Origin of the sequence: Rhizobium jaguaris (assembly GCF_003627755.1) — a bacterium.
Taxonomy (GTDB): Bacteria; Pseudomonadota; Alphaproteobacteria; order Rhizobiales; family Rhizobiaceae; genus Rhizobium; species Rhizobium jaguaris.
On the sequence record NZ_CP032694.1, the window covers coordinates 429,608 to 452,460 of the forward strand.

The 22,853-nt window shown below is 61.6% G+C and carries 22 protein-coding genes and 2 pseudogenes; 10 read left to right on the forward strand and 14 right to left on the reverse strand.

Features of this window, described 5'->3' with window-relative positions:
- Window positions 1–82 precede the first annotated feature (82 nt).
- Both CCGE525_RS02065 and CCGE525_RS02070 read right to left on the reverse strand, forming a co-directional pair.
- Window positions 83–1,075: a GlxA family transcriptional regulator gene (locus CCGE525_RS02065; RefSeq protein WP_120702830.1), complete on the reverse strand. Its 993-nt coding sequence runs from the start codon at window positions 1,073–1,075 to the stop codon at window positions 83–85.
- On the reverse strand, window positions 1,072–1,638 hold the full coding sequence (locus CCGE525_RS02070; protein ID WP_120702831.1) for an isochorismatase family protein: 567 nt from the start codon (window positions 1,636–1,638) through the stop codon (window positions 1,072–1,074). Before CCGE525_RS02070 ends, CCGE525_RS02065 begins: the two co-directional genes overlap by 4 nt.
- Window positions 1,639–1,957: 319 nt before the next feature.
- Between CCGE525_RS02070 and CCGE525_RS02075 the strand changes: the two genes are divergently transcribed.
- Window positions 1,958–2,944 carry a Gfo/Idh/MocA family protein gene (locus CCGE525_RS02075; protein WP_120702832.1) on the forward strand — a complete coding sequence of 329 codons (987 nt, stop codon included), beginning with the start codon at window positions 1,958–1,960 and terminating at the stop codon, window positions 2,942–2,944.
- Window positions 2,945–2,953: 9 nt separating this feature from the next.
- Here CCGE525_RS02075 and CCGE525_RS02080 read toward each other — a convergent pair whose 3' ends face one another.
- Window positions 2,954–3,340, reverse strand: a complete 387-nt coding sequence (locus CCGE525_RS02080) for a GtrA family protein (protein ID WP_120706205.1) — start codon at window positions 3,338–3,340, stop codon at window positions 2,954–2,956.
- An 85-nt stretch (window positions 3,341–3,425) separates the two neighbouring features.
- Window positions 3,426–4,349 (reverse strand): annotated as a pseudogene (locus CCGE525_RS02085) (glycosyltransferase); the annotation flags it as partial.
- Window positions 4,350–4,607: 258 nt separating this feature from the next.
- Here CCGE525_RS02085 and CCGE525_RS02090 point away from each other — a divergent pair.
- On the forward strand, window positions 4,608–6,428 hold the full coding sequence (locus CCGE525_RS02090) for a hypothetical protein (protein WP_425375881.1): 1,821 nt from the start codon (window positions 4,608–4,610) through the stop codon (window positions 6,426–6,428).
- 7 nt (window positions 6,429–6,435) lie between these two features.
- On the opposite strand, the gene CCGE525_RS02095 is transcribed toward CCGE525_RS02090, so the two are convergent.
- The gene (locus CCGE525_RS02095; protein WP_120702834.1) at window positions 6,436–6,663 is read right to left on the reverse strand and encodes a homogentisate export protein; all 228 of its coding nucleotides are present in this window, start codon (window positions 6,661–6,663) and stop codon (window positions 6,436–6,438) included.
- A 234-nt stretch (window positions 6,664–6,897) separates the two neighbouring features.
- Between CCGE525_RS02095 and xseA the strand changes: the two genes are divergently transcribed.
- From xseA to CCGE525_RS02115, 4 genes and pseudogenes are all read left to right on the forward strand, one after another.
- On the forward strand, window positions 6,898–8,514 hold the full coding sequence (gene xseA / locus CCGE525_RS02100) for an exodeoxyribonuclease VII large subunit (RefSeq protein ID WP_120702835.1): 1,617 nt from the start codon (window positions 6,898–6,900) through the stop codon (window positions 8,512–8,514).
- Window positions 8,514–9,110 carry an NAD(P)H-dependent oxidoreductase gene (locus tag CCGE525_RS02105; protein ID WP_120702836.1) on the forward strand — a complete coding sequence of 199 codons (597 nt, stop codon included), beginning with the start codon at window positions 8,514–8,516 and terminating at the stop codon, window positions 9,108–9,110. The genes xseA and CCGE525_RS02105 overlap by 1 nt, the downstream gene beginning before the upstream one ends.
- A 105-nt stretch (window positions 9,111–9,215) precedes the next feature.
- Entirely contained in the window at window positions 9,216–10,325 is a 1,110-nt protein-coding gene (locus CCGE525_RS02110) for an endonuclease/exonuclease/phosphatase family protein (protein WP_120702837.1), read from the forward strand.
- Window positions 10,326–10,610: 285 nt separating this feature from the next.
- A pseudogene (locus tag CCGE525_RS02115) lies at window positions 10,611–11,557 on the forward strand (IS110 family RNA-guided transposase).
- A 36-nt stretch (window positions 11,558–11,593) separates the two neighbouring features.
- Here CCGE525_RS02115 and CCGE525_RS02120 read toward each other — a convergent pair.
- The 6 genes from CCGE525_RS02120 to CCGE525_RS02140 form a co-directional block, all read right to left on the reverse strand.
- The gene (locus CCGE525_RS02120) at window positions 11,594–12,847 is read right to left on the reverse strand and encodes an aminopeptidase (protein WP_120706206.1); all 1,254 of its coding nucleotides are present in this window, start codon (window positions 12,845–12,847) and stop codon (window positions 11,594–11,596) included.
- A 91-nt stretch (window positions 12,848–12,938) separates the two neighbouring features.
- Window positions 12,939–13,412, reverse strand: a complete 474-nt coding sequence (ybaK, locus tag CCGE525_RS02125; protein WP_120702838.1) for a Cys-tRNA(Pro) deacylase — start codon at window positions 13,410–13,412, stop codon at window positions 12,939–12,941.
- Window positions 13,413–13,422: 10 nt separating this feature from the next.
- The gene (locus tag CCGE525_RS02130) at window positions 13,423–13,779 is read right to left on the reverse strand and encodes an ArsC family reductase (RefSeq protein WP_120702839.1); all 357 of its coding nucleotides are present in this window, start codon (window positions 13,777–13,779) and stop codon (window positions 13,423–13,425) included.
- Between the two features lie 99 nt (window positions 13,780–13,878).
- Complete coding sequence (locus tag CCGE525_RS02135; protein WP_120702840.1) at window positions 13,879–14,940, reverse strand: M14 family zinc carboxypeptidase; 1,062 nt, start codon at window positions 14,938–14,940, stop codon at window positions 13,879–13,881.
- Between the two features lie 58 nt (window positions 14,941–14,998).
- Window positions 14,999–15,148, reverse strand: coding sequence for a hypothetical protein (locus tag CCGE525_RS38745; RefSeq protein WP_205587416.1), 150 nt, complete (start codon window positions 15,146–15,148; stop codon window positions 14,999–15,001).
- A 23-nt stretch (window positions 15,149–15,171) separates the two neighbouring features.
- Complete coding sequence (locus CCGE525_RS02140) at window positions 15,172–15,909, reverse strand: LysR family transcriptional regulator (RefSeq protein ID WP_245472126.1); 738 nt, start codon at window positions 15,907–15,909, stop codon at window positions 15,172–15,174.
- Window positions 15,910–15,995: 86 nt separating this feature from the next.
- Here CCGE525_RS02140 and CCGE525_RS02145 point away from each other — a divergent pair, with 86 nt between their 5' ends.
- Entirely contained in the window at window positions 15,996–17,183 is a 1,188-nt protein-coding gene (locus CCGE525_RS02145) for an MFS transporter (RefSeq protein WP_120702841.1), read from the forward strand.
- 62 nt (window positions 17,184–17,245) lie between these two features.
- On the opposite strand, the gene CCGE525_RS02150 is transcribed toward CCGE525_RS02145, so the two are convergent.
- Window positions 17,246–18,427 carry an MFS transporter gene (locus tag CCGE525_RS02150; RefSeq protein ID WP_120706207.1) on the reverse strand — a complete coding sequence of 394 codons (1,182 nt, stop codon included), beginning with the start codon at window positions 18,425–18,427 and terminating at the stop codon, window positions 17,246–17,248.
- 302 nt (window positions 18,428–18,729) lie between these two features.
- Complete coding sequence (locus tag CCGE525_RS02155; protein WP_120702842.1) at window positions 18,730–19,704, reverse strand: quinone oxidoreductase family protein; 975 nt, start codon at window positions 19,702–19,704, stop codon at window positions 18,730–18,732.
- Between the two features lie 92 nt (window positions 19,705–19,796).
- Here CCGE525_RS02155 and CCGE525_RS02160 point away from each other — a divergent pair, with 92 nt between their 5' ends.
- The gene (locus CCGE525_RS02160; RefSeq protein ID WP_120702843.1) at window positions 19,797–20,675 is read left to right on the forward strand and encodes a LysR family transcriptional regulator; all 879 of its coding nucleotides are present in this window, start codon (window positions 19,797–19,799) and stop codon (window positions 20,673–20,675) included.
- A 91-nt stretch (window positions 20,676–20,766) separates the two neighbouring features.
- Complete coding sequence (locus CCGE525_RS02165) at window positions 20,767–22,404, forward strand: SulP family inorganic anion transporter (protein ID WP_120702844.1); 1,638 nt, start codon at window positions 20,767–20,769, stop codon at window positions 22,402–22,404.
- Here the strand turns inward: CCGE525_RS02165 and CCGE525_RS39800 are convergent.
- A complete protein-coding gene (locus tag CCGE525_RS39800) occupies window positions 22,396–22,755 on the reverse strand; it encodes a 2'-5' RNA ligase family protein (protein WP_425375889.1) in 360 nt (119 codons plus the stop codon). The genes CCGE525_RS02165 and CCGE525_RS39800 overlap by 9 nt on opposite strands.
- Between CCGE525_RS39800 and CCGE525_RS38890 the strand changes: the two genes are divergently transcribed.
- Window positions 22,687–22,833: a hypothetical protein gene (locus CCGE525_RS38890; protein WP_245472073.1), complete on the forward strand. Its 147-nt coding sequence runs from the start codon at window positions 22,687–22,689 to the stop codon at window positions 22,831–22,833. The two genes, CCGE525_RS39800 and CCGE525_RS38890, sit on opposite strands and share 69 nt — an antisense overlap.
- The last annotated feature ends 20 nt before the right edge of the window (window positions 22,834–22,853 follow it).

The window sequence follows — 22,853 nt, forward strand, 5'->3', positions numbered from 1 at the left end:
CGGCGCGGGAAAGGGCCGGCGGGGAAGGGAACATCGGCGCAAGTTATCGTCCTACCATTGGAAATGCCACTAAAGATTATTTTTATTCGGCCGCCGATCGCCGGTAATGGCTGGGCGGCAGCTCATTAAATTTCGACCAGACACGCCGCATATGCCGCGGCGAGGCGAAACCGGATTTTTCCGCCACGCGCTCCATGTCCAGCCGCGAATTGGCGAGCACATCGCGAGCGAGCGTGACCCGCATCAGATTGACATAGGCAGTGACCGAAAGGCCGGCATGCTCCTGAAACAGTCGGGAAATATGCCGCGCGCTCATCGCGCCGATGCCGGCAAGCTCGGCGAGCGACCAGCCATGGGCGGGGTCGGCCATGATCGCATCCTGGACGCGGTGAATGGCGGGATGCACATGGTTGCGGCCGCTGAGCCACGGCGAGAGCTGCGGATCGGCGCCGGTGCGGCGCATATAGATGACCATGTGGCGGGCGATTGTCAGCGCCGTCATCGGCGAAGTGAGCTTGGAGACGATGTGCAGCATCAGGTCCGTGCCGGTGGAGATGCCGGCGCTGGAATAGCGCTCGCGGTCTTCGACGTAGAGCCGGTTGTCAAGAACCCGTGCCGTCGGGGCATGGTGCTGGACTTCGTCGAGACAGGCGGCATGCGTGGTGCAGGCATAGCCGTCCATCAGGCCGGCACGGGCTGCGAGCACCGCGCCAGAGCAGATAGTAACGAGAGTAGTGGCCGGATGGATGGCACTTTTCAGCCAGGAGGCAAGCGTTGCGAGCTCGGGCTCGATATCTTCGGCATCATCAGGCGGTGTGACGCTGCCGGACAGCATGACATAGGAGCCGTCGGGAATGTGATCCGGCAGCGGCCCTAGATCGCCAAGCGTGAGGCCGATCGAGGTCGTTTGCCTCGACCGGGCGGCAATGAAACGGTAATCGAACAGGATATCCTCCTGTTCGATATTGGCGCGACGCAGAACCTCCACCGGCCCGGCGACATCCATCAGCAGCGTATAGGGCGGCAGGAGGACATAGACGGGAATGACCCGGAGGTGTCTGCAGGTTTGGTTCATGCAGCGCTCCCGATCGTCGCAGCCGCAAGCGCATCGTCCACGGTGGCGATGCGGGCGAAACGGCCGGTCAGTACTAATTCGGTGCGCTTCTTGATGTCATCGGCGCTGAAAACCGTGCCGGACGCATGCGTCATCGGGAAGGTCAGCGTCGCTTCGGTGACGTAATCGACGTCGTAGCCGAGGTCCGAGGCATGGCGCGTTGTCGTCTCGCAGCATTGCTCGGTGCGGATGCCGGAAACGATCAGTTTGCGGATGCCATTTTCCACCAGCCAGACATCGAGGCCGGTGCCCACCAGCGCGGAATGGCGCGACTTATGGAATATGGCGTCAGCCTCCAGCGTGATCTCCTCCAGCTTACGGACATATCCGCTCGCCAGGCTGAAATCTTCGTCGCCGTCGACATGGAATACTTGGATCACCGGAATGCCTCGGGCCTTGGCGCCGTCGATCAGCGACTGCAGCCGGTCGACGAAATCGGGCAGGTCGTCGTTTTGCCAGTAAGAGCGATGACGAAAGGACTCCTGAACATCGATGACGAGCAAGGCGGTATCGGCATGGGACATTTTCGTATCTCCTGTGTTTGAAGGATAGCCGAAGCTAGCTCCGCATACACAGCCGCAAAAGCCACCTGCTGGACAAAATAAGGACAAATCCGGCCATCACGGCATCCGGCATCGAGATGGGGTTTTCGGTCTGGCGTTGCTCCATGCCATTGCGCCTCGGGTAAGGGCCGAATAGAGTTGCCTCCGGTTTCATCGCGGGCGAAATGACCTATCGTTTCGCTCTGCCCATCAATTTCACAAGGATCCCATCCGAAAGCCGCTTCGCGCTTGCCGCCCTGCGGTTATCTGCTTCGGGGATCACGCTCCAGGAGGAAAAATCATGTTGCGTTTCGGAATTTTATCGACCGCCAAGATCGGCCGCGAACTGGTCGTACCAGCTATTCAGGATGCGGAAAATTGTGTCGTGACGGCGGTCGCCAGCCGTGACCTGGCGCGCGCTCGCGAAATGGCGGATCGTTTCTCCGTGCTGCATGCTTTCGGCACCTATGAGGAAATGCTCGCTTCGGACACGATCGATGCCGTCTATATTCCGCTGCCGACCTCGCAGCATGTCGAATGGACAATCAAGGCGGCTGATGCCGGCAAGCATGTGCTCTGCGAAAAGCCGATTGCGCTGAAGGCCGATGAGATCGACAGCCTGATCGCTGCCCGCGACCGCAACAAGGTGCTGGTGACGGAAGCCTATATGGTTACCTATACGCCGGTCTGGCAGAAAGTCCGCTCGCTGCTGGCAGCCGGAGCCATCGGTCGTCTGCGCCATGTCCAGGGCGCCTTCACCTATTTCAACCGCGATGCCGGCAATATGCGCAATATCCCGGCACTCGGCGGCGGCGGCCTGCCGGATATCGGCGTTTATCCGACGATCAGCACCCGTTTCGTCACCGGTCGCGAACCCCTGCGCATCCAGGCCGTCACCGAGCGCGACCCGGAATTCGGCACCGACATCTATTCCAGTGTCAAAGCCGATTTCGGCGATTTCGAAATGAGCTTCTATATCTCGACGCAGATGGCCGCCCGCCAGGTCATGGTCTTCCACGGCACCGACGGTTTCATCGAGGTGAAATCTCCCTTCAATGCCGACCGCTATGGCGCCGAGGAACTGGAACTGACCAATCGCAACCATTCGGAATCGCAGATCTTCCGTTTCCCCGACAGTCGCCAGTACAAGCGTGAGGCCGAAGCTTTTGCCTCGGCGGCCTTGGGCAGGGGTGCGGAAGTCGTGACGCTCGAAAGCTCGAAGCTCAATCAGAAGGTCATCGATGCCATCTATCGCGCCAGCGAAAAGGATGGCTGGGAGCCGGTCTGAGTTAAGGTCTCAGGGATTTTGCCGGTGGCGGAAGACGAAGCGTGAATAGCCGAAGAAGCTGAACGCAGTCGCCGCCGCCGATGCCAGGATCAGTGCAATGATCGGCTGAAGCGTTGGCTCGGAGACGAGCAGCGAACTGAACAGGGCATAGTTCAGCAAGGCCGAGGTCAGGCCGACCGAACCGTAACGGAAGCCTTCGGCCGCCAGCGAGCGGTTGGAACGGCCGAAGGTGAAGTTGCGGTTGAGAAACCAGGTGGCGAGCAGCGCGCTCGGTATTGAGAGGGCGCGGCCGACGAAGGGGCCGAAGGGCGTGAACCAGAGCAGCAAATGCAGCACGCCGGCGTCGACGACGAAGCCGATGCCGCCGGCAATCAGGAAGCGGAAGAGCTTTTTCATGCAGCTTGGTTCTCTTCTTCCGGCTTGCCGGTTTTTCAAGCTGTTCCATGGATACCGTCTGATCGGCTCGTTTTCGGCGGGTTATGGGTTTTGTCAAACTCATATAGTGAATTCGAAGCTGTTCGGCACGCGCTCGGGCAACGGAATCAAGGATCAGGCCGGCCGTGAACAGCATGAAGGAAATCATCATCAGCGCCATGGAAAGCACCCATGAGGGCATGCGCGTGACGAAGCCGGTTTCAAAAAATTCGACAAGGACCGGGATCATGAAGCCGATGCTCAATTCCATGGAGATGGCACCCAAAATGCCGAAGAAGGCGAAGGGGCGCGTTTCCTTCATCAGCATCGCGAACATCCAAAGGATCTTCCAACCATCGCGGAAGGTCGAAAGCTTAGAATGCGAACCCTGCGGCCGCCGGCCGTAGTCGAGCTCCAACTCGCTGACGGGCAGCTTCAACCGCGAGGCATGCACGGACATTTCCGTCTCGATCTCGAAGCCGCCTGAGACAGCCGGGAAGCTTTTGACGAAGCGACGGGAGAAGGCACGATAACCGGAGAAAATATCGGTGAAGTCGGTGCCGAAGATCGCTCGGTAAAGCCAGTTGAAGATCCGGTTGCCGAAGGCGTGACCCTGCCGGCCGGCGTCGTCATGCACGCCGCGGCGTGTGCCCACCACCATGTCGGAGCCTTCGGTCAAAAGCGTACGGATCAGTTCCTCCGCATCGTCAGGCGCATAGGTGCCGTCACCGTCGGCCATGACGTAGATGTCTGCGTCGATATCGGCAAACATGCGGCGCACCACATGCCCCTTGCCCTGCCGGCGCTCGCGCACGACGGTCGCACCCGCGAGCATGGCGTGCAGTGCCGTGCCGTCGGTGGAATTATTGTCGTAGACGTAGATATCGGCCTTCGGCAACGCCTTGCGAAAACCGCGGACGACGTCGCCGATCGTTGCGGCCTCGTTGTAGCAGGGCAGGAGAACGGCGATGTTCAGGCTCTCACTCCACATGGTCTCTGACCAATTCTTACGCATGACTTCCACTTGGTGCCGAACGGACAATCCGGAGGAGAACTTATCCTGTCGCGCGTTAATAAGACCCTATGGCTGAGGGCGAAAAATGGCGGGTTGTGATCTCTGCGGGAACATTCTCGTGATATCGCCTGCGGCATAGTTTCGCTTTACCCTTTCTTGATCGGCAGCCGTTAGCGTGGCGCCTCACATGTCCTTCAAACACGGGGTTTCTTCGAGATGGCGCAGGCGATGGAAATGTCGCGCGGATCGGCGCTGACAGTGACGGAAAGAGCGCCTTCGCGTTGGTCGCGGCTGGGGCTCGTCTCGCTGATTTACAGCGTCCTTGTCATCGTCGTCCTGTTGATCTTCAATCGTCACGCCACGGACTATGTCGGTCCCGACAATGACGACGTCATGCGTCTGGTCGAGGTGCGTGATTTCCTCGGCGGCCAGGGCTGGTTTGACATGATGCAATACCGCCTCGGCCTCGATGGCGGCACATTGATGCATTGGTCGCGCTTCATCGATTTACCGATCGCCAGCCTCATTGCCTTCTTCCGGCTGTTTCTTGCGCCGGAAAACGCGGAAGCCGCGGCGCTTACGGTCTGGCCGCTTATGCTCGTGCTGCCGCTGATGTTCTTCATGGGCCTTGCCGGACGCCGGATCGCCGGCGTCGAAGGCATGCATTTCTCGCTTGGTCTGACGGCGCTCTTCATGCTGACATCGCGCCGCTTCACGCCCGGCTCCATCGATCACGACAATGTGCAGCTCTGTCTTGTTGCGCTTACCGTCGCCATGCTGACCGATGAAACCTACAGGCCGCGTAATTTCGCCATCGCCGCCCTCGCTCTCGCGATCGCCCTCGGCATCGGTGCCGAGACGACGCCGTTCGTCGCCGTCGCCTGCATGGCCGTTGCGGGTCTCTGGGCCTGGGACGGCGAGATTTTCGCGCCCGCCGCCCGCGCCTTCGCCCTGACGTTGACGATTGCCGTCAGCGCCGCGTTCTTCGCGCTGGTGCCGCCGCACCTTTATTCCGCAGTCACTTGTGACAATCTCTCGCTGGGCTTCTACAGCATCACCAGCGTCGGCTCCGCCGGCCTGTTATTGTCAGCGCTGTTCGCCAGCCGTTTGTCGCGCCAGTGGCGTCTGGGGGTGTTGGCAGCCAACGGCATCGCCGTCTTGGCAACGACGCTGGTGATTGCGCCGCAATGCCTGCGCGACCCGCTCGCCGATCTCGATCCGATGTTGGTGAAGCTGTGGCTGAACAGCGTCACCGAGGCACAGTCGATCTTCGCTTTGTCCCGCCATCAGCCGGAAACGCTCGGCGCTTTCTATGCCACCGGCTTCCTGGCGATCGTCGTCTGTGTCTTTCGCATGTTGCGCGGCGAGCGCGCCCGGTTGCATGCCGTTCTTCTGGCCCTGGTGGCTATCAATTGGGTTATTGCGCTGGTACAGGTGCGTGGAGCTGAGTTTTCCAATCTGCTCGCCATTCCGCCGCTCGCGCTGCTGCTTGCCGAACTTCGCCGCATCTCTGCCGCCGACACCGAAGACATGGGCGCGGCCTTCTTCTATGTCGCTGCCACGCTGCTCTCGGCGCCGGCCGTATGGGCCGTCGGCGGTGCGCTCGCCTATAATGGGATCGACAACAGTTTCTCCACCGCCTCGGCTGCCGACGCGGACGGGACGGGTGAATGCGCCTCGAAAGAAGTGCTGGCGCCGATCGCCGGTCTCGATCCCGGTGTCGTTTCAGCGGCGTCCAACATGGGGTCGCCTCTCCTGCGCTTCACGCCACATCGGGTGCTGTCCGGTCCCTATCATCGTGACCAGGGCGGCATGCTGACCGAACTGCATATCGGCCTTGCGGAGCCAAAGGAGGCGGAAGCCTTCCTGCGCGGCGCCCATGTCACGCTGCTAGCCTTTTGTCCGAGTGATCCGCAGGTGAGGGAGGTTTCAAAGCTGAAGCCCGAGGGCCTTTATGCTCAACTCGGCCAGGGTCATGTGCCTGCCTATCTTGAGCCGATCCGGGCGTCGGCGAAGTCTGACGTGCAGTTCTTCCGGTTCAAGCCGCTGGATTGAGGGCGGATCAAGCTTGGCGCTGCTCCAGCGCGTCGAGCGTGACGAGATAACCGATGAAGCCAAGGTTATAACCACCAAGCGCAATGAACAATGTCATCAGAGGTGGCGGAACTGCGGAGACCGCAACGGCCGCCATGAAAGCAATGCTCACAAGAGCTGCGCCCAGGATCGAGCCGATGGTCGAACGCTGCAGGCCGGCCGCAATACCGATGATCATGGCGGTTACGAATATCATCGCTCCACCTCCTCTTTACCAAAAACAAGTTTGCACAGAATTGCATGGGGATGGCTAAGAAAGGCTTTGTGCATAAGGTTAACGCATGGTGAAGCCTGTTGTGCCGTGTGTCCTGCCGGCCGCCCAAAGGACGCCGCAGCACTTTAGATCTGCACACAATCCTTTCCTTAAATCGATTCCGATTTAAGAGGTATGCGGCTCCGCATTTGCGGCGACTTCGGATAAAAAGACCGTATGAGCAGCTTCTTTGAGAATGATTCGCCCACGAATCTCGCGGAATATTCCGTCTCGGAATTATCCGGGTCGATCAAGCACACCGTCGAGAGCGCCTTCGATCAGGTGCGCGTGCGCGGCGAAATTTCCGGTTATCGCGGGCCGCATTCTTCCGGCCACGCCTATTTTTCGCTGAAGGACGACAGGGCCCGCATCGATGCGGTGATCTGGAAAGGCACATTTTCCAGACTGAAATTCCGCCCCGAGGAGGGGATGGAGGTGATCGCCACCGGCAAGGTGACGACCTTCCCGGGCTCCTCGAAATACCAGATCGTCATCGAAACGCTGGAGCCCGCGGGCGCAGGTGCGCTGATGGCCCTTTTGGAGGAGCGTAAGCGCAAGCTCGGCGCCGAGGGTCTATTCGATGCCGACCGCAAACGCCGGCTTCCCTTCATGCCCAAGGTCATCGGTGTCGTCACCTCACCGACAGGCGCGGTCATCCGCGACATCCTGCACCGCATCTCCGATCGTTTCCCCGTCCATGTTGTGGTCTGGCCGGTAAAGGTGCAAGGGGACGGTTCGGGCGACGATGTGGCGAACGCTATCCGCGGCTTCAACGAGTTTGTGCCCGGAGGTCCTCTTCCCCGTCCCGACGTGCTGATCGTCGCCCGTGGCGGCGGCAGCCTGGAGGATCTCTGGAGCTTCAATGACGAAGTGGTCGTCCGTGCCGCCGCGGCAAGCGAAATCCCACTGATCTCTGCCGTTGGCCATGAGACCGACTGGACTCTGATAGACTATGCCGCCGATGTGCGGGCGCCGACGCCGACTGGAGCAGCGGAAATGGCCGTACCGGTCAAGGCCGAACTCGAGGCGCAGCTCGCAAGCCTTGCCGCCCGCCTGCAGGGCGGTGTCGGCAGGCAAATGGATCAGCGCCGGCAGGCGGTGCGTGCGCTGCTTCGGGCGTTACCATCGCTCGACCAGCTTCTGGCCCTGCCGCGCCGCCGCTTCGATGAGGCTGCTGCCGGTTTGGGCCGCGGGTTGGAGCTGAACACGCTGAACAAACGCCGTGCCTTTGAGCGTATCGGCTCGCATCTGCGGCCCGACGTGCTTTCGAACCGTATCGTCGAGCGGCGGCAGATGCTGAGTGAGCGGATGAGCCGCGCCGAGCGTACAGTAGAGCGGATGATCGATCGTGCCCGCGCCCGTATCGGCCGCGCCGACGCCGTTTTCGCCACGCTGCCGTTGCGATTGGCGGCGCAGACCGGTCGCGCCCGCGATCATCTCGGCAATCTTTCCCGCCACGCCGATACGGCGATACGCCATCAACTGGTGCGGGCGCGCGGCGAGTTGGTGGCCCAGGAGCGGGTTCTGCAGTCTCTGTCCTACAAGAATGTGCTGAAGCGCGGTTACGCCGTCGTGCGTGACGAGGCCGACCGGCCGGTTTCCCTGGCCGCAGCCCTTGCCACAGGTGCCGCGATCTCGATCGAATTCGCCGACGGCCGCATTGGTGCCGTCACGGGCGACGGTTCCGCCGCTCCATCGCCCGCCGCGCCGCCGGCGGTTGAGCCGCAGCAGAAGAAGCGGGCGGCGAAACCGACTGATGCTGCCGATCCGCCGAAACAGGGCAGCCTGTTCTGATGCGAATCCTGCTCGTGCTCGCCCATCCGTTGGAGGACAGCTTTGCCGCTGCGGTGGCGAAAACGGCTGAGGAGACCCTTGTCGCCGGTGGACATCAGGTGGATCTGCTGGATCTCTATCGCGAGGATTTCGACCCTCGCCTGTCCGAAGCGGAGCGGCGCGGCTATTTCGACCAGCCCTATGACACCTCCGCTGTCGAAGATATCGTCGCCCGGCTTCAGGCGGCTGATGGGCTGATGCTGGTCTTTCCGCAATGGTGGTTCAATTTTCCGGCCATTCTCAAAGGGTTTTTCGATCGCGCCTTTGCTCCCGGTATCGCTTTCCGCCACGATTCTGCCGGTGGCCGTATCGTGCCGCAGTTGAGCAACATTCGGCTGTTCTGGGCGCTGACGACGACCGGTTCGCCCTGGTGGGTGGTGCATCTCTATATGGGCAATCCGGTGCGCCGCCTCTTGAAACGCGGCATTGCCGCCTTCTGCTCCAAGCGGCTCGATTTCCGTATGTTGACCCTGCACGACATGGATCGGATCAGCGAGCCCAAGCGTCTCGCCCATCTTGCTCGGGTCAGGTACGCTCTCGCGGCCCTCCCGCTCTGACCCAACTAATCCCCACGGTACACAATCCGCAATCAATTCGGCTGATATGCGGTATTAGCGACGGTATGTTATTCTAACGCCAAGTTTTTTTAGGAGGACCATACGATGAGATTGGCCTCTTACAATGTCGAAAACCTGTTCGATCGCGCCAAGGCGATGAATCTCGATAGCTGGGAGGAAGGGCGTCCGATCCTGGAAAAATTCGCGGCGCTCGAAGGCCTGCTTGGCCAGGTGAACTACAGTGACGCCGACAAGCGAAAGATGGCGGAGCTGATTATCGCGCTTGGATTGGAGAGGAGCGATACCGGTCCTTTCGTCCTTCTCCGGCGCAATCGCGGCGCACTGTTGACGCGGCCGAAGACCGGCGGCCTCGTCATCGTCGCCAATGGCCGCGCCGATTGGGTCGGCTCGCTGGAGTTGCGTGAAGAGCCGGTGGATGAAGAGGCGATGCGCAACACGGCCCGTGTCATGAACGATATCAATGCCGATGTGCTGGGTATTGTCGAAGTCGAAAGTCGACCGGCACTATCCGCTTTCAATTCATTGATCGTGCCGTCGGCCGGTGGCGATCCTTTCGCACATGTCATGGTGATCGACGGCAATGACGAGCGCGGCATCGATGTCGGTCTTATGACGCGCAAGGATTTCCCGATCGGCTTCATGCGCAGCCATGTTGATGACCGCATGCCAGATGGCTCGTTGATCTTCTCGCGGGATTGCGCCGAATATCGCATAGGGACGCCCGCTGGTGCCACGCTTGTCCTTCTGGTTAATCATTTCAAAAGCAAAGGTTATGGCGGCGTGCAGGCCTCCGATGCCCGTCGCAAGGCTCAGGCGAAGCGGGCACGGGAAATCTACGAGGCCCTGCTGACGGAGGGTATCGACTACGTTGCTTTGATCGGCGACCTCAACGACTTTCCCGACAGCCAGCCGCTGAAGCCGCTGACCACCAGCACTTTGAAAGACGCCTTTACCCATCCGGACTTCGACGATGGGGGCTATCCCGGCACTTACGGTCTCTGCAACACCACCAACAAGATCGATTGTCTCTTCCTGTCGCCGACGCTCTTCGAGAAGGTTCAGCGTGGTGGTGTTTTCCGCCGGGGCCTTTGGCCGGGGTCGCGGCCGAAACGCTGGGACGTCTATCCGGAGCTCACGACGGAGAGACAGGGCGCATCGGACCACGCAGCCATATGGGTGGATTTGGATATTTGACGGTTAGAGCGGTTCAGCATTTCACGGAATCGCTTTCCCGCTCTAACCCTTTATTTTTACGCAATTCCAGGAAAACCGCTTGTCTTATGACTTTGTCTTGTTTTGAGGCGACAATGGATTGCCGCCTGTGGGCCTGAACACCCACAGACGGCGGGAGGGTGGGATCGAGAAACCGCTGGTTTGACAGAACCGTTGCGCAGTAGGATCGCCCCTTTCTTTTCCATGAGGCCTGAACGGATAGCCGGGCTTTGACGGCCCGCATGACAAGCATGGGACACGGAAAAGATGGCTCATACGATAGCACGAACCCTCGGTATCGACATCTCGAAAGATCGCCTCGATGTCCATCTCCTGCCGGACGGCATCGACAAGCAGTTCCCCAACGACGCCAAAGGGCTGCGGGCATTGATCCGCTGGCTGTTGCCTTACGCGCCCGAGCGCATTGTCTTCGAGGCGACCGGCGCCTACCATCGGCGCCTCGAACGCATGCTGGCAACGGCGGACCTGCCCGGCGTCAAGGTGAACCCGCAGCGCCTACGCGCCTTCGCCAAAGCCTGTGGCCGGCTGGCCAAGACGGACCGCATCGACGCGCGCGTCATGGCCCGGTTCGGCACATTGATGGCCCCGGACATCCGGCCAATGCGCAGCCAAGTGCTTGATCTTCTCGCCGAACTGCTCGCCGCTCGCCGCGCGCTCGTTAAGGACCGGAACGCTCTCCTGCATCGGCAGAAGAATGTGACCATCCCCCTGCTGCAGCGCCAGGCCGAGCAACGGCTGCGGCAGGTCGACGCCCAAATCGAGGCTGTCGATGCCGAAAGCCGTCGATTGATTGCCGCCGAGCCGCAATTGCAGCGCCGTCTCGACATCCTCACCAGCATTCCGGTATCGGGGCAACCTGCGCCCTGGCGCTGATTGCCGACATGCCGGAACTTGGAACACTGGCCAACAAACAGGCCGCCAGCCTGGCCGGTCTCGCGCCGGTCGTGCGACAGTCCGGCCAATGGAAAGGCAAAAGCTTCATTCAAGGCGGCAGGACCCAGCTTCGCCGCGCCCTCTATATGCCGGCCCTCGTCGCCATTCGCTTCAATCCACCCCTCAAGAGCAAATACCAGCAACTCACCGCCGGCGGAAAAGCCGCCAAGGCCGCCATTACCGCCATCATGCGAAAGCTCGTCATTCTCGCAAACGCACTCATCCGAGAGGATCGATTTTGGACACCTGAACACGCTTGACTAAGACGGATACTACGCACTTTTCCTGGAATTGCTCTAGGCCCACTCGCCCTTACGCATCACCGGAATCCGCTCGCCATCCGGCTTGATGCCGTCGATATCGACCTTGTCGGAGCCAATCATCCAGTCGATGTGAATCAAGCTGGAATTGCCGCCCTGGGCCTTGATCTGTTCCTGGCTCAACGTCGCGCCGTCGATGAAGCATTTGGAGTAGCACTGGCCAAGCGCGATGTGGCAGGAGGCATTTTCGTCGAACAGCGTGTTGTAGAACAGAATACCACTGGCCGAAATCGGTGAGGAGTGCGGCACCAATGCCACCTCTCCGAGCCGGCGGGCGCCCTCATCGGTATCCAGCACCTTGTTCAGCACTTCCTCGCCGCGCGATGCCTTGGCCTCGACGATGCGGCCGCCTTCGAAGCGAACCTGGATATTGTCGATCAACGTGCCCTGATGCGACAGCGGCTTGGTCGAGGAGACGTATCCTTCGACGCGCAGCGCATGCGGCGTGGTGAACACCTCTTCGGTCGGGATGTTCGGATTGCAGGTGATGCCGTTCTTGGCAACCGAGGCGCCGCCATGCCATTCATGACCATCGGCAAGGCCGATCTTCACATCGGTGCCCGGACCCCGGAAATGCAGGGCAGCGAACCGCTGGCCGTTCATCCAGGCAGACCGTTTGTGCAGGTTGGCATTGTGCTCGGTCCAGGCGCCGATCGGGTCCGGCACGTCGACGCGCGAGGCGGCGAAGATCGCCTTGGCGAGCTTGGCGACGGCGATCGCTTCCGGATCGTCCGGGAAGACCAGCTTCGCCCAGGAAGGGTTCGGATAGGAGACGATGTTCCAGTTGATGTCGAAATTAGAGATCTTTTCCAGCGCAGGCTTGTAGGCGGCGGAATTGGCACGGTTGGCGCGTGCCACCTTGGCCGGGTCCTGGCCCGAGAGCAGCATCGGGTTGTCGCCGGAGATGGCGAGCCGCGCGGCATTGTTGGCATAGGCCTTGGCCATGCCCTCATAGAGCCAGCTCGAAGCGCGATCGAAGCTTTCGTCATGGCCGTATTCGTAGCGGGCAAGCGTGGTTTCTTCGTCGGAATAGAAAGCCGTGACGAGACCGGCGCCCGACTTATAGGCCTCGCGGGTGATCAGCCGCACCAGCGGCATGGCCACGACCGGCGCGGTGATGACCAGATCCTGGCCTTTCTGCAGTTGCAGCCCGACCTTCACGGCCACTTCGGCGAGCTTTTCCAGCTTGGCGGGATCGACGGGATGGTGGTTGGGGGAGGCGAACGTCATGGCAAAACCTGCATTGAGGATCGGAAGAACGGTCACCAGACTTAGACCGGTTTGCAGCGAAAATGAAGGCAGTTTTGTTTTTCAGGCGTGATCAAGCAATCAGCGGCGCGGCTTTGGCTTTCAAAACCATGAGCGCATCCTGCGGGTTAAGGCGTACCTGCAGGCCGCGCTGACCGCCGTTGATGTAGACATGGGTCTCGATCATCGCCTGTGCCTCGATCGCCGTCGGCACCGTCTTCTTTTGGCCGAAAGGGCTGATGCCACCGACATGATAGCCCGTCAACCGCTCCGCATCGGCAGGCTTCATCATATTCGCCGACTTGCCGCCGAAAGCGCCGGCGAGCTTCTTCATGCTGACTTCATGGTCGGATGGCACGACCACGCAGACCGGCTTGCCGTCCACCTCCGCCATCAGTGTCTTCAACACCCGGTGCGGCTCCTCGCCCAACGCCTCCGCCGCCTGCATCCCAACACGCTCGGCATTCGGGTCGTAATCATAGGCGTGGACGGTGAAGGCAACCTTGGCCTGGGTCAGCACTTGCGTGGCACGGGTGGTTTTGGACATGGCTCAGCCCCTATGCATCCACCTCGAACGCGCCCGCATAGATCTCCGGTTTGAAGCCGACCAGCAATTTGCCATCCGCTTCCAGCACCGGGCGCTTGATCATTGAAGGTTGGGCCAGCATCAGGCTGATGGCTTTGTCCGTGGTGAGGCCGGCGCGGTCTTCTTCGGGCAAGGCCTTGAAGGTGGTGCCGGCGCGGTTGAGTACTGTTTCCCAGCCGGCGTGCGCGATCCAGCGTTCCAGATGCTCGCGGTCGAGGCCAGCGGCCTTGTAATCGTGGAAGTCATAGGCGATGCCGTGGCTATCCAGCCAGGTCCGCGCCTTCTTCATCGTGTCGCAATTCTTGATGCCGTAAATGGTAATCGTCATGCCGAATCCGTCTCTTGCTGTGCGCTACCGCATAACACGCAAGCGAAGATGAGCGAAAGTCCGGAGCGGAGCGATGGCCGAGACCGCCGCTGAGCCGCCTCAGTCTTCCAGCGTTCCCGGCTTGCGGGCTGCCACACTCGGTTTGTCGCTGCCGATTTTCATCAGGTCGCCGCGGCGGCGCACGAGGCGGTCGGAAACGCGGGTGACGATAAGACCGGCTTGCGGTGCGTGGACATCGATTGTTCCATTCGGCATGCCTGGCGCGGTAATGATCGTTGCCAGCAGATCTCCCTCTTCGACACGTTCGCCGATATTGCGATGGAAGAGTACGGTGCCGGCCTGCGGAGCGCGAATCATCTCGACATTGTCGAGCGGCACCGCCGGCCCGGTAAAGGCGGGCAGGGTGACGCTGTCGTCGCGCACCGCGCCACGGGCAGCGAGGAAACGCCACAGTCCTTCAGCATCCTTCTTCGCCAGCTCCGGATAGACGTCACGCGTGCCGCGCAATTCCACGGTGACAGACAGTTTTCCCGGCAGGCTTGCCTTCTTCTCGCCGGGTACCTCGTATTTCCAGGCAAAGCTGACGGCTTCCTCGAAGGCCGAGCTTTCGCCGTCCGACAGCAACACCGCGTCCATGTTCAGCGCCGCCGCCAAATCGGCGGCTTCGGGCCAGAAAGCATCGTCGATATAGGCATACTGCAGGGATTCGTCATCGCAATGCAGGTCGATGACCAGATCGGCGCCAAGCGCCATGTGAATGAGCTGCCGCTTCAACCGGTCGGCGGCCGAGTAGCGCTCCAGGTTCTCAATCAGCAGATGGCGGTCGCGAGCCGATATCAGCGGAAAATCGCGGTTGAAATTGGTGCGCGTGCCCAAATCGAAACGTCCTTGCAGCTCGCCGAAATGCGATTGCGCCGCACCGATCGGATTGGCGTGCGGCACAACGACGATATCGCTCAGAATCGCGCCTTCGCTCTCCGCCTGTCGTAGCCGCTCGCAGAGGAAATGAGCAAGCGCCGTGCCCGGCAGCTCACCGGCATGCAGCGCCGCCTGGATATAGATCTTCGGAGCATCCGGCTTGCTGCCCGCAAAATGCAGCACCGGCAGCCGCCATGCGATTCCGGGTGTGTCGCCGTCGATAACGATTTCTGTGATGTCCATGCGCCTGCCTCCTGCTTGCAACGGTCAGATACCAAGCCGCAGCTGCCTCACGCAATGATTATTGAGCGGCGCGTGGATGGATCAGAACTTGTTTCACCGTCTGCCGCAGAAAGCGGTGGCCGGCATCGTTGTCGAAGCGCGGATGCCAGGCTTGCATGACATCGCAGGTCGGCAGCGTCAGCGGCAAGGCGAAATGTTGCACCTTCATGCCAAGCGTTTCCGCGCCGATCGCTACCCGGATGGCATCGTCGCGACGATATCGGATGAGGCCGCGGTGAAGAGGGCCGCATAGAAGCCGGGCACGACGAAATTGACGCTGCGGCTGAGCCCAAGTTGCTCCAGCGCATCGTCGATCGGCCCACGTGTGCGGCCGCGGCGCGAGGCGCTGACATGGCGCTCGGCGGCGAAGCGCTCAGGGCTTATCTCGCCTTCGAGCAGCGGATGGCCCTTACGGACGACGCCCACGAAACTGTCGCGCAATACCGACTGGACACGGATCTCCGGGCCGCTTTCGCGCACGGCGCCGATATCGAGATCGATATGGCCTTCGCGAAGCGCGTTCACGTCCTCCTTGCCTTCATGGGCGAAACGCAAGGTGATGTTCGGCGCCGTTTTCGCCATTACGGCAATCAGCCGAGCGCCGAAAACGCCGGCGACATAATCGCTCGTGCGCAGCGTAAAGCTGCGGTCGAGCGTGGAAATGTCGGCGGACGCTTCCGGCCGCATCAGCGATTGCGCTTCTTCGAGGAGCGAGCGCACGCGGCCCTGAAGTTCCAGCGCCCGCGGCGTCGGCACGAGACTGCGCCCCGCCCGTACCAGGACGGGATCACCAAGCGATTGCCGGATGCGCGACAGCGTGCGGCTCATCGCAGGGGCACTGAGGTTCATCCGCCGTGCGGCCGCGACGACGCTGCCCTCTTGCAGGAGGGCGTCGAGGGCGGTCAGAAGGTTGAGATCCATGGATTGCATGAGACGCACTTATACATTCCAATCATTGCACTGGAAAGCATGAGTGTTTGTGGGGATTATCCGCGCCATCAGAAAAGGAGATCCTCATGTCGTCTACCGAAGCAATCACGGCCGACAGTCCGCCAAGTCGCGCGCCTCTTCATCTTTCGCCTTTCGTCCTCATCATTTTTCTCGGTTACGGCGCAATCGGACTGCCGCTTGCGGCCCTGCCGATCCATGTGCATGAACATCTTGGCTACGGCACGGTCATGGTCGGCCTCGTCGTCGCGCTGCAATCCCTGGCGACGCTTCTGACCCGCGCTTTCGCCGGACATCTCTGCGATAGTCATGGCGGCAGGACCTCTGTTCTATTGGGCGCTTTCTTCTGCGCAGCTTCCGGACTGTTCTATTTGGCCGGCCTCTGGATCGGATGGGCTGCCGGAAGCCTGACGCTTATCCTCATCGGGCGCCTCGTTGCCGGACTGGGGGAAAGCTTGGTCATCACCGGCATTCTCGCGTGGAGCATCGCCAGGGTCGGCGCCTCCAACACCGGCAAGGCCATGGTCTGGACCGGCATTGGCATGTATGGCGCTATCGCTGCCGGCGGTGCCACCGGCCTCGCTCTCTATAACGCCGGTGGTCTTGCCGCCGTTTCGCTTGCGGTTATCGCCGCGCCGCTCGTCGCCATTCTGGTGGCGGCCGCTTTGCCGGCGGCGCGGGGTGTCGGCGGTGCCCGCCTGCCATATTATCGCGTTGTCGGGTTGATTTGGCGTCAGGGTGCCGGTCTGGCGCTCGCCTCGATCGGTTTCGGCGCCATTTCCGCTTTCATTGCGCTCGATTTTCAGGCGCAAGGCTGGAGCGGCACGGGCCTCGGGCTAGCCGCTTTCGGCATCGGCTACATCGTTACACGCCTGTTCTGCGGCCATTTTCCCGACAAGTTCGGCAGCGCCAATGTCGTCGTCTGGTCGCTGCTGGTCGAGCTCCTGGGCCTTGGCGCGCTCTGGCTGGCACCCGGGCCGGCCGTCGCGCAGGCCGGTGCGTTGCTGACCGGCGCTGGATATTCGCTCGTATTCCCGTCTTTCGGCATCGAGGCGGTCAAGCGGGTGCCGGCTGCCAATCGCGGCGCAGCACTCGGCGCCTATGTGATGTTCTTCGATATCGGTCTTGCCGCCGCCGGGCCGGTGACGGGCACCATTGCCGGGCATTTCGGCTATCCGGCAGCCTTCGGCGCCGGAGCGATTGCGGTCGCCCTCGCGCTGGCCACACGATTGGCCGGTCCCGGCCGCAAGGTCTGAGATCGCCTTTTGCGGCAAGATCAAAGGCTCCGGATTAGGGAGCCTTTGTCGCTGCGTCCGCTCTATACGCTGGTACTCTTGCGCAGGCTCATGATCATCCCGAGGCTGAGCAAAACGGCGCCGACACCGAGAAGGAAAGGCGCCGCATAGCCGAAGTGATCGGCGAGCAGACCGGCGATCGGGCCGGTGCTTCCGAGCGCGACATCCAGGAAAACCGAGTAGAGGCCGAGCGCCACGCCGCGGTTCTGCGATGGAACACGCGCTATTGCCTCATTTCCGAGCGCCGGAAAGATCGGAGCAAAGCCGGCTCCGGCGAGTGCTGCCCCGATGATCGCGACGGTGGATGAGGGAGCAAGGGCCAGCGCCATCAGCCCGATGATCTCCAATACCAGCGACACGCGCGCCAGCGGCAGGCCGCCAAAGCGGGCAACGGCTTGCGCCAGTCCGAGGCGTACGCCCATGAAGGCCAGGCCAAAGGCGCTCAGCGCCAGCGAAGCCCCGTCCCAACCACGGTTATGGAAAAACAAGGCGACGAAGGCCATGACGACACCGAAACCGCTGGAGGCAAGCGCCAGCGCCACGCCGAAAGGCGCGATACGGCTAAGGACCTGGCCCGTGCCGATGCCCTTCTCCTTGACGCCGGCCACAGGCGGTCGCGTCTGTGCCAGCATCAGGCCGGCAATTGCCAGGCCAATCGTCACCGCGCCCATGGCGAAGAAACCATATTGCCCCTCCAGCCAGGCACCGAGGGGTGCGGCAAGCGCGATGCCGCCATAGGTGGCGATGCCGTTCCATGAGATGATGCGCACGGTTTCGCGTGATCCCATCAGCCCGATTGCCCAGGTGATCGCCGCCGTGCTGACCAAGCTTTCACCAACGCCGAGCGCCAACCGCCCAACAAGCAGCAGCGTCAGGCTGAATGCCGGAACACCACTCACCAAGGCTGACGCCAGCGTCAGAGCACCGGAAAGTCCGTAGGCGAAGAAGCCGAGGAAAACCGAACGACGCGGCCCGTATCGGTCGCACAGCCGGCCGACCTGCGCGCGGCTGATGATAGTCGCCACATATTGCGCGCTGATGGTGATGCCGGCCCAGACGACGCCGAAGCCGAGCCCGCTATCGACATAGGTCGGCAGCACGGCGAGCGGCAGCCCGATGGCGACATAGCCGAAGAAGGTCAGCGAAACGATGGAAAGAAGGGATAGGGTCGAAGTGGACTGAATGGTCTGGGAGGCAGTGTTCACGAGGTATCGCCTGCGGGCACCGCGCGCGGTGTCCTTGCTGTTTGCCATGCGGATCGGGGTTCGTACCGGACAGGAGTGGCGACAACGGTCCATTGACCGCGCGACGTCACGGATCAGTTTCGTATCAGGCAAGGAGAGACCAGGTCAACGAAATTGCTGCTCTGCAGCAAAAAATCATGTCGTGCTCAAGCGATTGTGTTTGGTGCCCTGGGGGGATCGCACGATGTCCGGCCAGCCCGACGCCGAACATCTTTGCGGCGAGAGAGGAGGCGAGATGACGATAGCACCACCTCGCTCTTGGTTCACATCGTCAACACGACGCTCGCCGTCGTTCGTCCTGCCTCGAGGTCGGCATGCGCCCTGGCCGCGTCTTTCAGCGCGTATTCCGCGCCGATCGGATTGATCAGGCCGGCCTGCAATTCTGCCATCAGGGCCTTGGTACCTAGCTGATAGAGATCGGGATCGTTGGCGTAGGTGAGCACGCTGGGGCGAGCGAGACCGATGGCGCGGGGGGGGCTCAATTCTTCGATCTGGATAGGGGGAATGGGGCCGGCGGCTTCGCCGAGGCTGGCGACCATGCCGAAAGGACGGACGGTGGCGAGCGTCTGCGATAGCATCGTACCGCCGATGCCGTCGATGGCAAGATGTACGCCTCGGCGGTCGGCGATGCGACGTGTCTCTTCCACCCAATCCTCGGATGTATGCAGGAGAACGGCATCGGCCCCGGCCTCATAGGCAAATTCCGCCTTGGCTCCCGAACCGACAGTGGCGATGACGTTGGCGCCGAGCCGCTTGGCCCAGCGTGTCACGATTTGCCCGACACCGCCGGCCGCCGCGTGCACCAGAACCCATTCGCCTGGTTGCAGCGGATGGACCTTGTGGAGCAGCATATGGGCGGTGAGGCCGCGCAACATGGTGCTGCCGGCAAGCCGCTCGCTGACATCGTCGGGCAGCCGTACCAGGCGAGAAGCCGGCAGGGTACGCATTTCGGCATAACTTCCGAGCGGATGGCTGACATAGGCGACGCGATCGCCGACCTTGAGGTTCTCGACGCCGGAGCCGATCGCTTCCACGACGCCTGCACCCTCGAAGCCGAGAACCGTCTGGCCGGGTGGCAGGGGATAGAGCCCGGTGCGGACATAGATATCGACGAAATTGACACCGGAAATGCTTTGGCGGATGCGGGCCTGGCCGGGTCCCGGCTCGGCGATGGGGAGCTCGACGAGCGTCATTGTTTCAGGGCTGCCGGAACCGGTTATGGCGATGGCGAGGGGCATTGAGTGGTCTCCTTTCAGACGCATCTTTGACCACAAAGGCGCGTCTGAATAAATTCGGTATGAACTCACCGTATCTGTGCAATAATGCACAGATGATTGATTGGCAGGACCTTCTCCACTTCACGTATCTTGCACGCACCGGCTCGCTCTCGGCCGCTGCGCGCGAGCTTGGTGTTGATCATGCTACCGTCGGCCGGCGGATCGCCGCGCTGGAACGCGCGCTTGATCTCCGCCTGATCGACCGCAGGCCGCGCACCTCGCCGCTGACGGCCGACGGTCGGGCGATCGCAGAACTGGTGGCAGGTATGGAGGATAATGTCGAAGCGATCAGACGTTATTCGAAAAGCGCCGTTGCCGGACTTTCCGCCGCCGTCAGGATCAGTGCGCCGCCTTCCATCGCCGCCCACCTCATCGCCCCGAAGGCGGTCGGTTTCCGCGCCGAACATCCCGATATCACGCTGACGATCGCCGGCGTGACCCGCCGCGCCGCCCTTGATCATGGCGAAGCCGATATCGCCGTGCGCATGTCGCGCCCGGAGGAGAGCGATCTCCTGGTGCGGCGCATCGGCGTCATGCGTTTCGGGCTTTATGCCATCCCCGAGATTGCAAAAACGCCCGAGCAGACTTGGGTCTTCATCGGCTATGATGCGGCGCTCGATCATCTGACACAGCAGACCTGGCTGCGCAGCCTGCTTGCCGGCCGCCCTATCGTCTTTCGGGCCGGCGACGTGTTCGGCCAGCTGCGGGCCGCACGCGCCGGTCTCGGCGTCGTTGCGCTGCCTGCCTTCCTCGGCGACGGCGAAGCCGGCCTCACACGTCTTTCGACGGAGATCCCGTCACCGACGCGCGACCTCTGGCTCGTTACCTATCCCGATCTTCGCCGCTCCCCGGCGATCCGGGCGGTTATGGATTTTGTCAGTGAGACGATCGGCAGAAGCTGTCCGCTTCGAGACGCGGACGGGGTTGTGTAGGCGGCAGTTCGCCCCCGCTTACTTTTCTGTTGCAGTGTATTGGCGAATCTCTAGACCTAGACAGATTGACGATTCCTGTGGTCGGTGATCGATGATGAAGTTGAGTGACTGGCCTGTGGTAAACAAAGCCGATGTGATCGCGGGCATATCGGTTGCCGGCCTGATGCTGCCGGAAGCAGTCGCTTATGCCGGTATCGCCGGGCTGCCGCCGCATCGAGCCATTCTCGCCGGTATCGCCGGCTGTCTCGTCTACGCGATTTTCGGACGCAGCCGCTTCGCCATCGTCTCGCCGACCTCCTCATCCGCCGCGATTCTTGCCGCGACACTGGCGGTTGTTCCGGGAGATGCCACCGTCAAGGCTGGCCTTGCGACGGTCGCTGTTGCGCTTGCCGGCATCCTTTTCGTCGTCGCCGCTGCGCTGCGCCTCGGCGGTATCACAGGCTTCATCTCACGCCCGGTGCTGCGCGGCTTCGCACTGGGACTGGCGATTACCATCATCCTGCATCAATTGCCGATTCTCGTCGGCGTCTCCGTGCAAGGCTCGAATATCTTCAGCTATGCAGGCGCCCTGTTCGCGGCGATCCCGCGATGGAACCTCGCAAGCGTCGCTGTCGGCATTGTGGCTCTGGTGGCACTGCAGTTGCTGAAGCGGCTGCCGGGCGTTCCCGGCGCTTTCATCGTGCTCGCCGCCGGCATTCTTGCGTCCTCTGCTTTCGATCTCGCCGGCCATGGTGTCAAACTGGTCGGAACAATCGATATCCTGCCGCAATGGCCTTCGCTTCCCGATGCCGGCTGGTTCGCCTACTCGCGGCTGGCGCAGTTTACGGTGCCCCTAGTGCTCATTCTCTTCGCCGAATCCTGGGGCACGATGCGGGCCTTGGCGTTGCGCTATGGCGATGCCCTCGAGGTCAATCGCGAACTCGGAGCACTGGGCTTTGCCAATATCGCCAGCGCGATCGTCCAGGGCATGCCGGTCGGCGCCGGCTTTTCGGCGGGTTTCGCCAGTGAAGCGGCGGGGGCGAAGACGCGCGCAACCGCTGCCATTGCCGCAATCGGCCTTGCTATCCTCATCGCCAGCGCCGGGCCGCTGGTCGCACGGCTGCCGGAACCGGTGCTGGCCGCGGTGGTGATCGCGGCCCTCATGCATGCACTCGACCCCGGCCCGATCCTTCGCCTGCGGCGGCTCCATCGCGATTTCTATGTCGCGCTCGGCGCCGCAGCCGGCGTCCTGATCTTCGGCGTCCTCAACGGCATGCTGCTGGCGATCGCGTTCTCGCTGGTTGCGATGATGCATCGATTGGCCTCTCCCTATGTGGCACGCCTCGGACGGCTGGGAGACAGCCATAATTTCGTCGACGTCAGCCGCCACCCGGAGGCGACAGAAGCGCGCGGCATAGCCATCTGGCGCCCCGGCGAGCCGCTATTTTTCGGTAATGCCGATACGATTCTTGGCGAGATTCTAAGGCGTAGCCGCGCAGAAGCGGGACTGAAGGCCGTGGTGCTCAGTCTGGAGGAAAGTTTCGATCTCGACAGCTCCGCACTGGATGCTTTGATGGAATTCGATACCGCCATGCGCACCGCCGGCATCCGCGTGCAATTCGCTCGTGCCCATGATAGAGCCCGTGACCTCATGGCTGCGGCCGGAATGACCAACCTTGACAGCCGCTGCAGCTTCAGTGTCGACGACGCGGCTGCGGCGGTGGCTATACCGCCCACCGTCTCAGTGTAGAGGCCAAGGGCCCTCGTATTCGTGCTTACCCTGACCTTGTAAGCTCCGGACCAACACGAATTCCCGCACCGTCCACGTGATTGGTTTTTCCAAATCAATCCTTGGAATGGGTGTGCGGCCGTACTGAAGCGTTATATGGGGCTGGTAGCTCGGATCGAGACCAACGGGCAAGCCAGCCTCGTAAATTGCGATCCCGAGTTCAAGCTGAAGCCTCCTAAATGCCTTCACGCCGTCAGTTGGACAAAGTACCAGCGGATGTGATGGTTGGCGGAAACTGAGAACATGGTCGAAAACCAACGTGAACTCGAAGTGCCGGATGGTTTTCGCCGCGGCTATCGCGATGGCGGTGATGTCATTTCGTCGCTTCGGATATCTGCCGAAGCCATGGAGAGAGACGTGCCGAAGCGCGGATGGTCTAGGTCTGCCTAGAAAGCGATAGCTTTGGCTCA